Consider the following 15,389-nt stretch of genomic DNA (forward strand, 5'->3'; position numbering starts at 1 on the left):
GACCTTTAGCTACCAAGGAGAACATTTTGCTCGAGGGTACGAGTTTTAACGAGCTGCAGATCCGCCTCGCTACAGCTGAGGACATCCGCAGCTGGTCGTTCGGTGAAGTGAAGAAGCCGGAGACCATCAACTACCGCACGCTGAAGCCGGAGAAGGACGGCCTGTTCGGCGAGCAGATCTTCGGTCCCAGCCGGGACTGGGAGTGCGCGTGTGGCAAGTACAAGCGTGTCCGCTACAAGGGCATCGTCTGTGAGCGCTGTGGCGTCGAGGTCACGAAGTCGTCGGTGCGCCGTGAGCGCATGGGCCACATCGAGCTCGCCGCTCCCGTCACGCACATCTGGTACTTCAAGGGTGTGCCGTCGCGTCTCGGCTACCTCCTCGACATGGCGCCGAAGGACCTCGAGAAGGTCATCTACTTCGCCGCGTACATGATCATCGACATCGATGAAGAGGGCCGCCACGAGGATCTCGCCGAGCTTGAGGCCGAGCTGCGGCTCGAGCTGAAGGCGCTCGAGGACCAGCGCGACATCCAGATCGCGCAGCGACAGCAGCAGGCCGAGTCGGATCTCGCCGCGCTCGAGGCGGAGGGGGCGAAGGCGGATCAGCGCCGTCGCGCTGAGGCCTCGGCCGAGAAGGAAATGACCGCGATCCGCAAGGGCTTCGACGACGACATCGCTCGTCTGCAGCGCGTGTGGGAGGACTTCCGCAACCTCAAGGTGGGCGACCTCAAGCCCGAGGACGCGGTCTTCGCCGACCTCATGGACCGCTACGGCGACTACTTCGAGGCCTACATGGGCGCCGAGGCGATCAAGAAGCGCCTCGAGGCGTTCGACCTTGACGCCGAGGCCGAGACGCTGCACCTGCAGATCGCCGAGGGCAAGGGCCAGAAGAAGATCCGCGCGATCAAGCGCCTGAAGGTCGTCAGCGCCTTCCTGCAGACGGGTGCGAGCCCGGCCGCGATGGTGCTCGACGTCGTCCCGGTGATCCCGCCGGAGCTGCGCCCCATGGTGCAGCTCGACGGTGGCCGCTTCGCGACCTCGGATCTCAACGATCTGTACCGACGCGTGATCAACCGCAACAACCGTCTGCGCCGCCTGCTCGATCTCGGGGCTCCCGAGATCATCGTGAACAACGAGAAGCGCATGCTCCAGGAAGCCGTTGACGCGCTGTTCGACAACGGCCGCCGCGGCCGCCCCGTCACGGGCACCGGCAACCGTGCGCTGAAGTCGCTCTCCGACATGCTGAAGGGCAAGCAGGGCCGGTTCCGTCAGAACCTGCTCGGCAAGCGCGTCGACTACTCGGGCCGTTCGGTCATCGTGGTCGGCCCGCAGCTGAAGCTGCACCAGTGCGGTCTGCCCAAGCAGATGGCGCTCGAGCTCTTCAAGCCGTTCGTGATCAAGCGCCTCATGGATCTGTCGCACGCGCAGAACGTGAAGGCCGCGAAGCGCATGGTGGAGCGCGCGCGCTCCGAGGTGTGGGACGTGCTCGAGGAGATCATCCGCGAGCGCCCCGTGCTGCTCAACCGCGCACCGACCCTGCACCGCCTCGGCATCCAGGCGTTCGAGCCGCAGCTCGTCGAGGGCAAGGCGATCCAGCTGCACCCCCTCGTGTGTGCCGCGTTCAACGCCGACTTCGACGGCGACCAGATGGCCGTTCACCTGCCGCTCTCGGTCGAGGCGCAGGCTGAGGCACGCGTGCTCATGCTCGCGTCGAACAACATCCTGAAGCCGTCGGACGGCCGTCCGGTGACCCTGCCCTCGCAGGACATGATCATCGGTCTGCACCACCTGACGACGATCAAGGAGGACGTGGTCGGCACCGGCCGCGCGTTCGGCTCGATCGCCGAGGCCATCCTCGCGATGGACGAGGGCACCCTCGACCTCGGTGCGAAGGCGAAGATCCGTCTCACCGGGTACACCGATGCGCAGGGCGTCACGCACGACAAGCCCGTGCTCGTCGAGACCTCGCTCGGCCGCGCCATCTTCAACGAGGCGCTGCCTGCCGACTACGTGTACTTCGAGGCAGTTGCGGACAAGGGCTCGCTCTCGACCCTCGTCAACGACCTGGCTGAGCGCTACCCGAAGGTGGAGGTCGCTGCGACCCTCGACCGGATCAAGGACGCCGGCTTCTACTGGGCCTCGCGCTCGGGTGTCACCGTTGCCCTCTCGGACATCGTGACGCCGTCGAACAAGGCGGAGATCATCGCGGAGCACGAGAAGCGCGCCGCGAAGGTCCAGCGCGACTACGATCGCGGCATGATCCAGGACAGCGAGCGCCACAAGGCACTCACCGAGATCTGGACGGAGGCGACCGACGAGGTGGCCGCCGCCATGCGCGACGCGTTCCCCGCGGACAACACCATCTTCCGTATGGTGTCCTCGGGTGCTCGTGGTAACTGGCTTCAGATCCGCAACATCGCCGGTATGCGTGGCCTCGTGTCGAACCCGAAGGGCGAGATCATCCCCCGCCCGATCATCAACTCGTACCGCGAGGGCCTGTCGGTGGCGGAGTACTTCATCGCGACCCACGGTGCGCGTAAGGGTCTCGCGGATACCGCTCTGCGTACCGCCGACTCGGGTTACCTGACCCGTCGTCTGGTGGACGTGTCGCAGGACGTCATCATCCGCGAGGAGGACTGCAGCACCCGCCGTGGCCTCGACCTCCCGATCGCCGCAGCGGACGCCAACGGCGTCCTGGTGCGCGACGAGGACGTGGAGAACTCGGTCTACGCTCGCACCCTCGCCGCCGACGCGGTCGACCCGTCGGGCGCCGTGGTCGCCGCGGCCGGTTCGGATGTCGGCGACGTGCTCATCGACCAGCTCGTCGCTGCCGGTGTCACCGAGATCAAGGTGCGTTCCGTGCTCACCTGTGAGTCCGCGGTTGGCGTCTGCGCCACCTGCTACGGCCGCTCGCTCGCGACCGGTCAGCGCGTGGACATCGGCGAGGCCGTCGGCATCATCGCGGCGCAGTCGATTGGTGAGCCGGGTACCCAGCTGACGATGCGTACCTTCCACACGGGTGGTTCGGCATCGGCCGACGACATCACGCAGGGTCTGCCCCGCGTGCAGGAGCTCTTCGAGGCACGTACCCCGAAGGGTGCGTCCCCGATCGCTGAGGCCGCAGGCCGCGTGACGATCGAGGACACCGAGAAGAGCCGTCGCATCCTCCTCACGCCGGACGACGGCACCGAGGAGAAGGCGTACCCCGTGCTGAAGCGTGCGACCCTCCTCGTTGAGGACGGCGATCACGTCGAGCTCGGCCAGCCGTTCCTCGCTGGCACGCTGGATCCGAAGGACATTCTGCAGGTCGGCTCGACCGAGAACGGCAAGCACATTCCCGGTGAGCGTGCCGTGCAGAAGTACCTCGTTGAGGGCGTGCAGGGCGTGTACCGCTCGCAGGGTGTGCCGATCCACGACAAGCACATCGAGGTCATCGTTCGACAGATGCTCCGCAAGGTGACCGTCGTCGATCACGGCGAGACCGAGCTGCTGCCCGGCGAGCTCGTCGACCGTTCGCGCTACCAGCGGATCAACCGCGAGGCGCTGCTCGAGTCGAAGCGCGTCGCGACGGCCCGTCCCGAGGTCATGGGGATCACGAAGGCCTCGCTCGCGACCGAGTCGTGGCTGTCGGCTGCCTCCTTCCAGGAGACCACCCGCGTGCTCACGCAGGCGGCGATGGAGGGATCGAAGGATCCGCTGATCGGTCTCAAGGAGAACGTCATCATCGGTAAGCTCATCCCGGCCGGTACCGGTCTGAGCACCTACCGCGACGTCACCGTCGAGGCGACCGAGGAGGCGAAGGCGGAGCGGTACCCGAACCGCCTGTTCGCGACCGAGGGCACCTTCGACGAGAACGACCTCTCGTTCGTGGACTTCGACAGCTTCACCGCTGACGAGTTCAACCCCGGCAACTACAGCTAGGGTTCCAGCCGGCTGAGCCGGCACACGCGCGCGGGCGCTCGCACTTCGGTGCGGGCGCCCGCGCTGCGTTTTCGCGGCGCAGCGATCCCGATCGAGACGTCTCAATTTCGTTGGATTCGGGCGCGTACGCGGGTGAAAGGGCCGGGGAGCTTGTACTGTGGCGGCACAGACACCGAGCGTGCGGATCACACGCTCGGCGCAGCAACGAGAGGTGAACCCATGAGCGAGGACCGCGAGACGCCCGGCGCGAGGGCAGCGGAGACCCCCGAGGCAACCGGCGTCCCCGGTGCGCCCGTCGAGGAGGTTCAGGCCAGCGAGACCGAGGTGCTGCGCGCCGTGCAGCGCTCGCGCGACACCGCATCCGACGATGCTGCGGCTGCAGCAGGCGATGCGGCTGGCGCGGCCGACGCCGCACCAGCCGCGGATGCGGCGGGCGAGGCGGCATCGGACGCGCCCGTCGGACAGGCGGACCTCGACGAGGCCGAGCGCGCGCGCCGCGCAGCGATCAGCGAGGTGGACACCCAGCTCGACATGTCCCCTGCGCCCACCACGAGCGCCCCGGCCACCGTGCCCGACTACGAGGAGCTGCCGAGCGCTGCGCCGGGCGCCGAGCCCTTCGGCGCCGCGCTTCCGCCCGCGCGCGACGGCGAGATCCGCGTGAGCGCCGATCACCCCATGGCTGCGCTGTACACGCAGACGCCGATGCCGCCCGAGCTGCGCGGCAACCGCGGCGCTGGTGTGCTCATCTCGCTGCTCTCGACCGTGGTGTTCGCCGCGCTCTACTTCGGCGTCATTGCCGCCTGGGTGTCGCAGTACTTCCCGCCGTCGACCTTCGTGAGCGAGGGGCTGCTGCCGTGGCTGACCTCGCTCAGCTTCATCATCCCCGTCGTCACGTTCTTCGTTGCCTCGGTGCTGCTCGTGCTGATCGTCGGCCGCGCCGGCTGGTGGGCATACGTGCTCGGCGGCTTCCTGGTCGCCGCGCTGGTGTGGGGGAGCGCGACGCTCGCCCTCGGCCAGTTCGGCACGCCGTACGCCTCCGCACAGGAGCTGCTCCCCGGCTTCTCGATCGGGATCGATTCCGCGATGGCCCTCGTGCACCGCTTCGGCCTCACGGTTCCCGCGCTCGCGGCTGCCGCGGTGGCCCGCGAGGTGACCGTGTGGTTCGGCGCGTGGATCGGCGCGCGCGGCAGGCGCATGAAGCTCCGCAACGCTGAGGCGCTCGCCGAGTACGAGGCGGCGCTCGCAGAGGTCCAGGCGAAGCAGCCGTGAGCACAGGGCCCCGCCGTGGGGTCACCCGCGGGTACGTGGGGGCCCTGATCCTCGCCGCCGTGATCGTCGCGGTTGCGCTGCTCGTTGCCGTGTGGGGCGGGCTGACGCTCGCGCTCGAGCGCATGCCGGTCGCCACCCCAGCGGTGCCCGTGTGGGCCGCGCCGCTCGTGCTGCTCCTCGCGCTCGGCCTGCTCGCCGCGGCGATGTGGGCTCAGGCGCTCACCCTGCTCCGCGGGCGGCGCACACCAGCATGGGGCCAGCTGATCGCGGTCGCCGCCGGCGCCTACCTGCTCTGGGGGCTCGCCGGCAGCCTCGCCGGGATGCACCTCGACGACACCTGGCTCAGCCCGTTCGCGATCACGCTCGCCGCGATCTGGCTGCTCGCGCAGCTGCTGTTCTGGGCGGTGCTTGCGCGCCGCGTGTACACCGACCGACCGCCGCCGCGCTGGCCGTGGGAGCGCACGGAAGACGAGGAGTGAGCGTGGCGGCAACGATCGCGGATCGCGTCTCCGGCGCCGTGGACGCCTGGCTCCGCTGGGTGCCGCGCTGGAGCCCGGGATCGCACCGCGGCCGCGCGCGGCTGTGCGCGCGGTGCACGGGCTCGCCGGTGCTCACGGCCGCGGGGCTGTCCGGCGACGTGCCGCACCAGGTGACGCACGCGCTCGTGTCGCGGCTGCAGCGCATCATCGACCGCCAGGTGGACGAGTTCACGGCGGCGGAACTCCCCGCACTGCACGCCGAGCTCACGCACGATGAACTCTGGCGTGCCGGCGGCTACGACCCGGCCGCGAATCTTGCCCCGGAGTACGAGGGCCTCGATCCGGATCCGGAACCCGGCGACGACGCGCAGCCGTTCCTGTTCACCCTGTCCGGGCTCGCCGAGGAGTCCCAGCCCGCGCCTCCGCTCCCGCGGCCCCCGCTCAGCCAGGCCGAGAAGCGGCAGATCCGCGACGAGATCGCGCGGGCGGACGCGTACGCGGAGGAGTGCGGGCGCGAGGTCTGCTTCGCGCTGCTCGACCACCGTGAGCGCATCACCTCTGCGGTGGCGCGCTTCGTCGAGCCGCAGATCCGCGCGATGCTCGACGAGCTCAGCCAGGGGCTCGAACCGCCGCAGTAGTCGTGCGGAAGCCCGAGCCAGCGGAGGCTGGCCCGCTGCGGCCTACGCGGCTGTGAGCTGGCGCCGCTTCGGGACGATCGTCACCGCGACTGCGGCGAGGACCGCCACGAGCGCGAAGGTGATGAAGTTCCACTCGACACCCACCTGCAGCGCTGCGATCCAGCCGCCGAGCAGCGGCCCGGTGATGGCGCCGATCCGCGCGAAGCTGAGCGCCCAGCCTGTCGCGGTCGCGCGGATTGCCGGCGGGTAGTAGTCCGTGATGTAGCCGGTAAGCACGAGCGAGGTGGAGATCGAGCCAACCCCCGAGATGCCGACGAAGATGAGGTTCGTCAGCATCGAGTTGGGGAACATCATGAGCAGGCACGCGACCGCGCCGAGCAGGTAGAACACCACGAGCACCGGGCGCGCACCGAAGCGGTCGGCGAGCCAGCCGAGCGCCAGGCCGCCGACGGCCGAGGAGAGACTGAACACCAGGAGGAATGCCAGGGCGGGGCCCAGGTCGTAGCCGCTCTCGCGCATGATCGACGGCAACCACGAGTTCAGGCCGTAGACGAGCAGCAGCCCGGCGAAGAGCGCAACCCAGAGCGCGATCGTGGCCCGCAGCGAGGACCGGGAGAACAGGCCGCGTAGGATCTGCCACCACTGTGGCCGCGGGCGAGCGGTCTCCGCTGCGGCGGCCCCGCCGCCGGGGGTGTCAGGGGCCGCCCCCTGCTGCGGAATGTACGGCCGGATCCGGAGCCGCTCGGCGAGCTGCGCCGCCTGCGCGTGGCTGCCGCGATTCTCGAGCGACTCGAGCGACTCGGGAAGCAGCACGGCGATGACGGGCAGGAGCAGCACGGGTAACGCGCCGATCGCCACCACCCACCGCCAGCCGAGCGGCTCGAGCAGCAGCATGGCGACGATGGCGGACACGACGATCCCGAGCGAGTAGCCGGAGTACATGATGCCGTAGTTCAGCGCCCGCTTGCGGGGCGCAGAGTATTCGATGGTGAGGGCGGCGGCGACCGGGACGATCCCGCCCATGCCGAGCCCACCGAGGAAACGGAACAGCCCGAACACCTCTGGCGTCGGGGCGAGCGCCGCGCCCAGCTGCATCGACGTGAAGATGAACATCGAGATGAGGAGCATGCGCTTGCGACCGAGCCGGTCGCTCAGCGTGCCGATCGCGAGCGCGCCGATGAGCATGCCGACGAGCGCCCACGATGCGAGGCCGCCGAGCTCGACCGGGCCGAGCGACCAGGCCCGGTACTCCGCGAGCGAGGGGAGCACGGCGCCGATCACGCCGACGTCGTAGCCCTCGGAGAGAATCGCGAGCCAACAGCAGAGCAGCACGAGGCCGGTCACGGAACGGGGGACCGGCCAGTCGGCGGCCCGCGGTGCGGTATGGGTTTGGGACATCGTTGTCTCCTTCGGTTCGAGCGGAGCCTCGCGGGGCGAGGAGTCGCTAATCTCCGTGCGTGCGGGCGGATGGTGCGGCGAGCCCCGAGTCGCGCTGCGCGCTGGCGGCGCGCTCGCGGAGCACAAAGTGCTGGACCTTGCCGCTGGGGTTGCGCGGGAGCGCGTCGAGGTAGTCGATCCGGCGTGGGCACTTGTAGATGGCCAGCTGGTCCTTCACGTGGGCGAGGATCGAGTTCGTGAGATCCGACCCGGCGGTGGTTCCTGCGCGCGGCACGACGTACGCGCTGACGATCACTCCCTTGTCCGGGTCCGGGCGACCGATCACCGCGCACTCGAGGACGCCGGGGTGGGTGCTGATCACCTCCTCAACCTCCGGCGCCCCGACGTTGTACCCGGCGGTGACGATGATCGAGTCGGACCGTGCCTGGAACGTGAAGTAGCCGTCGGCGTCGCGCACGTAGGTGTCGCCGGTGACATTCCAGCCGTTTCGCACGTAGTCCGCCTGCCGTTCGTCGTCGAGGTAGCGGCACCCCGTCGGCCCGATCACCGCGAGGTGTCCCGCTTCGCCAGGCCCGAGCTCCGCGCCGGTGTCGTCCAGGATGGTGGCGCGGTAGCCGGGGACCGCGCGGCCGGTCGCCCCCGGCCGGATCTCGTCGCCCGCGGCCGAGACGAACACGTGGAGCATCTCGGTCGAACCGATCCCGTTGACCAGGCGAAGCCCGCTCGCCTCCTCGACGGCGGCGAAGACCTCGGGCGGCAGGTGCTCGCCGGCGGAGACGCCGATGCGGAGGTGCGAGAGCTCGGCGGCGTAGCCCTCTTTCAGGATCGTGCGGTACCCGGTCGGCGCGGTGTAGAGCACCGTGATCCCGAGCTGGTCGATGACTTCGGCGAGCTGGAGCGGCCCTGGCTTCTCGAGCAGCACCATGGCCCCGCCGCTGCGCAGCGGGAACACGACGAGCCCGCCCAGCCCGAACGTGAATGCGAGCGGGGCGGTGCTGGCGCTCACGTCGTCGGGGGTGAGGCGGAGCGTGTGCGTGGCGAACGTGTCGGCGTTCGCGAGAATGTCGCGGTGGAAGTGCATCGTGACCTTCGGTGAGCCGGTCGTTCCCGAGGTCGCGCCGAAGAGCGCGACATCGTCGGCGGCCGTCTGCACCGCGGTGAAGTGCGCGGGGTGCGCGTCGCAGCGCGCCGCGAAGTCGTCGGCAGCCTCGCCGGTGAGCACGACGCGGTGCGCTGGCACGTGCGCGTGCAGGGTCGTCGCTATCTCGTCGAGGGTCTCGGCGTCCACGAACGCCCCGGCCGGGCGCACCTTGGCCAGCACGTTCCCCACCTCGTGCGACTTCCAGGCGGTCATGGTGGTCACGACGATGCCGCCGGCCTTCAGCGTGCCGAGCCAACAGGCCACGGCCCACGGGCTGTTCGCCATGCGGAGGAACACGCGATTGCCCGGCACCAGGCCCAGTTCGGTGGTGAGGAGGTGCGCCACCTGATTGGCGCGGCGCTGCAGCTCGCCGTAGCTCCACGAGGTACCGTCGGCGAGCAGGATGGCCGACCGCTCCGCGCCGTACCGCGCGGTGGTGACGTCGATCAGCTCCGCTGCGGCGTTGAGCCGATCCGGATACTGGAGCTCTGGCAGGGTGAACTCGAGCCGCGGCCAGGCTTCCTGCGGGGGAAGCATGTCGCGCGCGAAGGTGTCGGTGTATGCACTCGGAGAAAGCTTCATTGCTTTGCTCCCTTCCTGAAAACGGCGGGGCGGGGAGGGGGTGGCTCAGCGGGGCCGCGGATGATGACCGGCGGCGACACCCAGTGAGGTGTCACAACCCTGACGGTCGTCATGGAACTGCAATGTAGCACCGGCGCGGTTGCGCGTCACTGGCGAGCCGAGCGCCGCCCATCAGATTGGGTAGTTTTGTCTCGAACTGCGTGCTTCGCCTGCGAGTTTCTTGAGTGCGAAGCAGTCGATTGAGTGCGAAACCTCCGCGCTACCGCAGAGTGAGCCGAGTGTCTGCGTACTCGGCCGCGGCGACCGAAAAGCGATCGTGGATCGCGTGGAAGAGCGCCTCGGCGGCGATTCCCGGCCACTGCGCGGGGAGCGCGGCCAGGGGCAGCCCGGGATCAAGATAGGGGAACCGGCGCCACGCGGTGATCGCGGACACGTATGTCGAGAACGCGGAGGCGCCGCTCGCCGGCTGCCGGAGCGCGCCGCCATGGGTGGCAAGGAACTCCTGGTAGCGGGCGGCGATCGCCGGGAGGTCCCACCACTGGGCGAGCTGCTGCGTTGCGCGCTCATTGTTCACGTGCGTGCCGAGGAAGAGGTCGACGTAGCCGGCGAGCCCGCGCTCGGCGAGCGCAGCGCGCGCCTCGTCGAGAACGTGACCGGGCGCGATCCAGAGCCCGCCGTTCACCTGGCCAAAGCCCAGCTGGGTGAGGAGCGAACGCAGTCGGTGGCGCACCGGGCGCTCCCGTTCGGGGACGGTGAACGACGCGAGTAGCCAGGGGGAGGTCGGCTGGGCGCGCTGCTGCGCGAAGATCCGGCGGTCGCCCGCGGCATAGACGGACTCGAGTGCGTCGGAGAGCCGGTATGCGGCGATGCCGCCCGTCCGCGTGCTGATGAGCATGCCACGGCCCTTGAGCCTCGACACCGTCGACCGAACGGCGCCGGGTTCCACCCCGAGGTCGGCCATGAGGGAGATGAGATCCGCCACCGCGACGGGCCGCGTGCGTGCGTAGATGCCGAAGACGGTGATGATGAGGTGCTGGGGCCTGGCGCTCGTGTCTGCGGCGGTGGCGTCGCTCATGCTGTCGCAGTGTAGTGGCTCGCCTCGTCCCTTGCGCGGCACGACGCGAGCGCGTAAAGTTGCTTCTTGGTGTGCTCCAGCGTACTGAGCCGTGCCTGCACGGAGCCGGAAGGGGGAGCGCGCCACGGGACCACCGCCCCTCGGGGCGGTACCCCCACGGCATAGCTGCACTCAGGGAGGGACCTCGCGTTCGCGCGGGCGATCGACCAGCAGCTCCGTGCCCGCGCAAGCGGGCGCACATGCTCAAACCATTGCAGCATTCCTGTCACCGTGCAGGAGTACATAGGAGAATCAGTGCCAACTATTCAGCAGTTGGTTCGCAAGGGCCGGTCGCCGAAGGTCTCCAAGACCAAGGCTCCCGCTCTGAAGGCGAACCCACAGCAGGCCGGGGTATGCACCCGTGTCTACACCACCACCCCGAAGAAGCCGAACTCGGCGATGCGTAAGGTCGCTCGTGTGAAGCTCCGTAACGGGACCGAGGTCACCGCCTACATTCCTGGCGAGGGTCACAACCTGCAGGAGCACTCGCTGGTGCTCGTGCGCGGTGGTCGTGTCAAGGACCTCCCCGGTGTCCGCTACAAGATCGTGCGCGGCGCGCTCGACACGCAGGCGGTCAAGGACCGTCAGCAGGCTCGTAGCCGCTACGGTGCAAAGAAGGTGAAGTAATGCCCCGTAAAGGTCCTGCTCCCAAGCGCCCCGTCGTCGCCGATCCCGTATACGGCGCCCCCATCGTGAGCCAGCTCGTCAACAAGATTCTTCTTGATGGCAAGAAGGGTCTTGCCGAGCGCATCGTCTACGGTGCACTCGAGAACGTTGCCGAGAAGTCCGGTCAGGACGCAGTGACGGTCCTCAAGAAGGCGCTCGACAACGTGCGCCCCACGCTTGAGGTTCGTTCGCGTCGCGTCGGCGGCAGCACCTACCAGGTGCCCGTCGAGGTGAAGCCGCACCGCGCGAACACGCTCGCGCTGCGCTGGCTGACCAGCTACGCAAAGGCTCGTCGCGAGAACACGATGACCGACCGTCTCACCAACGAGATCCTCGACGCATCCAACGGCCTCGGTGCCGCGGTGAAGCGTCGCGAAGACACGCACAAGATGGCCGAGTCGAACCGCGCGTTCGCTCACTACCGCTGGTAATCACACCCCGGTAGACCCAGGGGGTGGGTGGCATCGCCGCGCGCGATGCTGCCCACCCGCTGCGGGGCACACCCCCGCAATCCAAACTTTCACCCCCACCCGGAGGAGACCCCGTGGCACAAGACGTGCTCACCGACCTGAGCAAGGTCCGCAACATCGGCATCATGGCTCACATTGATGCCGGCAAGACCACCACCACCGAGCGCATCCTGTTCTACACGGGTGTCAACCACAAGCTGGGCGAGACCCACGACGGTGCCTCGACGACTGACTGGATGGAGCAGGAGAAGGAGCGCGGCATCACGATCACGTCTGCCGCCGTGACCTGCTTCTGGAACAAGAACCAGATCAACATCATCGACACCCCGGGCCACGTCGACTTCACCGTCGAGGTGGAGCGCTCGCTCCGCGTGCTCGACGGCGCCGTCGCAGTGTTCGACGGCAAGGAGGGCGTTGAGCCCCAGTCCGAGACCGTGTGGCGTCAGGCCGACAAGTACGGCGTCCCCCGCATCTGCTTCGTCAACAAGATGGACAAGATGGGCGCGGACTTCTACTTCACCGTCGACACCATCATCAACCGCCTGGGTGCGAAGCCGCTCGTGATGCAGCTGCCCATCGGCTCGGAGTCGGACTTCATCGGTGTCGTCGACCTGCTGTCGATGAAGGCGTTCGTCTGGGAGGGTGACTCGAAGGGTGACGTCACCCTCGGTGCGAACTACGAGACGCAGGAGATCCCCGCTGACCTTCAGGCGCGCGCAGAAGAGTACCGTGCGAAGCTCGTCGAGACGGTCGCTGAGACCGACGACGCGCTGCTCGAGAAGTTCTTCGGTGGCGAGGAGCTCACGATCGACGAGATCAAGGGCGGCATCCGCAAGCTCGTCGTGAACAACGAGATCTACCCCGTCTACTGCGGCTCGGCCTTCAAGAACCGCGGCATCCAGCCGATGCTCGACGCGGTCGTTGACTTCCTGCCGAACCCGCTCGACGTCGGCGCGATCGAGGCGCACGATCCCCGCGACGAGTCCGTCGTGATCGAGCGTCTGCCGAAGGCTGACCAGCCGTTCTCGGCGCTCGCGTTCAAGATCGCCGTGCACCCGTTCTTCGGTCGTCTCACCTACGTGCGCGTCTACTCGGGTCAGCTCGACTCGGGTGCCCAGGTCATCAACTCGACCAAGGGCAAGAAGGAGCGCATCGGCAAGATCTTCCAGATGCACGCCAACAAGGAGATGCCGGTCGACAACCTCACCGCTGGCAACATCTACGCGGTGATCGGTCTCAAGGACACCACCACTGGTGACACGCTCTGCGATCCGGACAACCAGGTCGTGCTCGAGTCGATGACCTTCCCGGAGCCCGTGATCGAGGTCGCCATTGAGCCCAAGACCAAGGGTGACCAGGAGAAGCTCGGCGTCGCCATCCAGAAGCTCGCCGAAGAGGATCCCACGTTCCGCGTGAGCCTCAACGCCGAGACCGGCCAGACGGTCATCGCCGGCATGGGCGAGCTGCACCTCGACATCCTCGTGGACCGCATGAAGCGCGAGTTCAAGGTCGAGGCGAACGTCGGTAAGCCTCAGGTGGCGTACCGCGAGACGATTCGCCGCGAGGTGCCGAAGTACGACTACACCCACAAGAAGCAGACCGGTGGTTCCGGTCAGTTCGCAAAGGTGCAGATCGCGCTTGCTCCGCTCGAGGTTGAGGGCGACAAGATCTACGAGTTCGAGGACAAGGTCACCGGTGGCCGCGTCCCGCGCGAGTACATCCCGTCCGTCAACGCGGGTATCCAGGACGCGATGGAGTACGGCATCCTCGCCGGCTTCCCCGTCGTCGGTGTTCGTGCGCAGCTGCTCGACGGCCAGTACCACGACGTCGACTCCTCCGAGATGGCGTTCAAGATCGCCGGCTCGATGGCGTTCAAGGAAGCGGCACGTCTTGCACAGCCCGTCATCCTCGAGCCCATGATGGCCGTCGAGGTCCGTACTCCCGAGGAGTACATGGGCGACGTCATCGGCGATCTGAACTCGCGTCGCGGGCAGATCCAGTCGATGGAGGACGCATCGGGTGTCAAGGTTGTGCGCGCACTCGTGCCGCTCTCCGAGATGTTCGGGTACATCGGTGATCTCCGGTCGAAGACCAGCGGTCGTGCGGTGTTCTCGATGACCTTCGACTCCTACGCGGAGGTTCCGAAGGCTGTGGCTGATGAGATCGTTCAGAAGGCTAAGGGCGAGTAACTCCGTCCGTCGGCCGGCGGCAGCTCACCCGGTTGCCGCCGGCCACCCCGCTCGGGTCGCGATCACCGTCCTGAGCTTGTAACATAGGTACACACCCCGTACTCGTGCTCTCCGAAACCGTCGGAGGGTGGCGGTACTCGATGTCCTGAGGAGGACCATAGTGGCGAAGGCCAAGTTCGAGCGGACCAAGCCGCACGTAAACATCGGAACGATCGGTCACGTCGACCACGGTAAGACCACCCTTACCGCGGCGATCTCGAAGACGCTCGCCGACAAGTTCCCGTCTGACGTGAACGTGCAGCGCGACTTTGACACGATCGATTCGGCTCCTGAGGAGCGCCAGCGCGGCATCACCATCAACATCTCGCACGTTGAGTACGAGACCGACAAGCGCCACTACGCGCACGTTGATGCTCCCGGTCACGCTGACTACATCAAGAACATGATCACCGGTGCTGCCCAGATGGACGGCGCTATCCTCGTGGTCGCTGCAACCGACGGCCTCATGGCTCAGTCGAAGGAGCACATCCTGCTCGCCAAGCAGGTTGGCGTTCCCTACCTCCTCGTTGCGCTGAACAAGTGCGACCAGGTCGACGACGAGGAGATCCTCGAGCTCGTCGAGATGGAGGTCCGTGAGGAGCTCACCAAGAACGGCTTCGACGGCGACAACGCTCCCGTGGTCCGCGTGTCGGGCTACCAGGCGCTGCAGGGCGAAGAGAAGTGGGTCAACTCCATCCTCGAGCTCATGGAGGCCGTGGACAACAGCATCCCGGACCCCGTGCGTGACAAGGACAAGGCGTTCCTCATGCCCGTCGAGGATGTCTTCACGATCACCGGCCGTGGCACGGTCGTCACGGGCCGCGCCGAGCGTGGCACGCTGAAGATCAACTCTGAGGTCGAGATCGTGGGTCTGCGCCCGACGCAGAAGACCACCGTCACCGGCATCGAGATGTTCCACAAGCAGCTCGACGAGGCGTGGGCTGGCGAGAACTGTGGCCTCCTCCTCCGCGGCACCAAGCGCGAGGAAGTTGAGCGCGGTCAGGTGATTGTCGAGCCCGGCTCGATCACCCCGCACACCAACTTCGAGGGCACTGCCTACATCCTGAAGAAGGAAGAGGGCGGCCGCCACAACCCGTTCGAGACGAACTACCGCCCGCAGTTCTACTTCCGTACGACTGACGTGACCGGTGTCATCACCCTCCCCGAGGACAAGCCGATGGTTATGCCCGGCGACACCACGGACATGTCGGTCGAGCTGATCCAGCCGATCGCTATGGAAGAGGGCCTCGGCTTCGCGATCCGTGAGGGTGGCCGCACCGTCGGCGCCGGCACGGTGACCAAGGTTGTCTCCTAAGTTCTCACGAACTCAGGCGCTCTGCGTCAGGTAGAGCGGCGGTTTCGGCCGTAAAGCCCCCCGGGATTTCTCCCGGGGGGCTTTCCCGTTCCCTCATCTCTTTTCGTTCCTGGGTGGGGGAGTCGGCCCCCGCGCACCCCGCGCGGTATTCTCGTGTGTGACCCGGAGC

General features: G+C 67.6%; 11 protein-coding genes. 8 read left to right on the forward strand and 3 right to left on the reverse strand.

What is annotated here, in order from left to right:
• Window positions 1-26 precede the first annotated feature (26 nt).
• From EGM46_RS04945 to EGM46_RS04960, 4 genes are all read left to right on the forward strand, one after another.
• The gene (locus EGM46_RS04945; RefSeq protein ID WP_125099066.1) at window positions 27-3,920 is read left to right on the forward strand and encodes a DNA-directed RNA polymerase subunit beta'; all 3,894 of its coding nucleotides are present in this window, start codon (window positions 27-29) and stop codon (window positions 3,918-3,920) included.
• 219 nt (window positions 3,921-4,139) lie between these two features.
• On the forward strand, window positions 4,140-5,189 hold the full coding sequence (locus EGM46_RS04950; RefSeq protein WP_125099067.1) for a hypothetical protein: 1,050 nt from the start codon (window positions 4,140-4,142) through the stop codon (window positions 5,187-5,189).
• Window positions 5,186-5,668, forward strand: coding sequence for a hypothetical protein (locus EGM46_RS04955; RefSeq protein ID WP_125099068.1), 483 nt, complete (start codon window positions 5,186-5,188; stop codon window positions 5,666-5,668). Before EGM46_RS04950 ends, EGM46_RS04955 begins: the two co-directional genes overlap by 4 nt.
• Window positions 5,669-5,670: 2 nt before the next feature.
• Window positions 5,671-6,306 (forward strand): spermidine/putrescine ABC transporter substrate-binding protein, encoded by a 636-nt coding sequence (locus tag EGM46_RS04960; RefSeq protein WP_125099069.1) that lies wholly within the window; start codon window positions 5,671-5,673, stop codon window positions 6,304-6,306.
• Between the two features lie 42 nt (window positions 6,307-6,348).
• Here EGM46_RS04960 and EGM46_RS04965 read toward each other — a convergent pair whose 3' ends face one another.
• From EGM46_RS04965 to EGM46_RS04975, 3 genes are all read right to left on the reverse strand, one after another.
• The gene (locus tag EGM46_RS04965) at window positions 6,349-7,704 is read right to left on the reverse strand and encodes an MFS transporter (protein ID WP_125099070.1); all 1,356 of its coding nucleotides are present in this window, start codon (window positions 7,702-7,704) and stop codon (window positions 6,349-6,351) included.
• A 46-nt stretch (window positions 7,705-7,750) separates the two neighbouring features.
• On the reverse strand, window positions 7,751-9,427 hold the full coding sequence (locus tag EGM46_RS04970; RefSeq protein WP_125099071.1) for an AMP-binding protein: 1,677 nt from the start codon (window positions 9,425-9,427) through the stop codon (window positions 7,751-7,753).
• A gap of 259 nt (window positions 9,428-9,686) precedes the next feature.
• Window positions 9,687-10,502, reverse strand: coding sequence for a PaaX family transcriptional regulator (locus EGM46_RS04975; protein WP_125099072.1), 816 nt, complete (start codon window positions 10,500-10,502; stop codon window positions 9,687-9,689).
• Window positions 10,503-10,796: 294 nt separating this feature from the next.
• Here EGM46_RS04975 and rpsL point away from each other — a divergent pair, with 294 nt between their 5' ends.
• The 4 genes from rpsL to tuf all read left to right on the forward strand — a co-directional run bounded on the left by rpsL (window position 10,797) and on the right by tuf (window position 15,220).
• The gene (gene rpsL / locus EGM46_RS04980; protein ID WP_025134286.1) at window positions 10,797-11,168 is read left to right on the forward strand and encodes a 30S ribosomal protein S12; all 372 of its coding nucleotides are present in this window, start codon (window positions 10,797-10,799) and stop codon (window positions 11,166-11,168) included.
• Window positions 11,168-11,638 carry a 30S ribosomal protein S7 gene (gene rpsG, locus EGM46_RS04985; protein ID WP_125099073.1) on the forward strand — a complete coding sequence of 157 codons (471 nt, stop codon included), beginning with the start codon at window positions 11,168-11,170 and terminating at the stop codon, window positions 11,636-11,638. The genes rpsL and rpsG overlap by 1 nt, the downstream gene beginning before the upstream one ends.
• Window positions 11,639-11,751: 113 nt before the next feature.
• Window positions 11,752-13,866 (forward strand): elongation factor G, encoded by a 2,115-nt coding sequence (gene fusA / locus EGM46_RS04990; RefSeq protein ID WP_125099074.1) that lies wholly within the window; start codon window positions 11,752-11,754, stop codon window positions 13,864-13,866.
• A gap of 160 nt (window positions 13,867-14,026) precedes the next feature.
• Entirely contained in the window at window positions 14,027-15,220 is a 1,194-nt protein-coding gene (gene tuf, locus EGM46_RS04995) for an elongation factor Tu (RefSeq protein ID WP_125099075.1), read from the forward strand.
• The last annotated feature ends 169 nt before the right edge of the window (window positions 15,221-15,389 follow it).

Origin of the sequence: Leucobacter chromiireducens (genome assembly GCF_003917135.1) — a bacterium.
Taxonomy (GTDB): domain Bacteria; phylum Actinomycetota; class Actinomycetes; order Actinomycetales; family Microbacteriaceae; genus Leucobacter; species Leucobacter chromiireducens_A.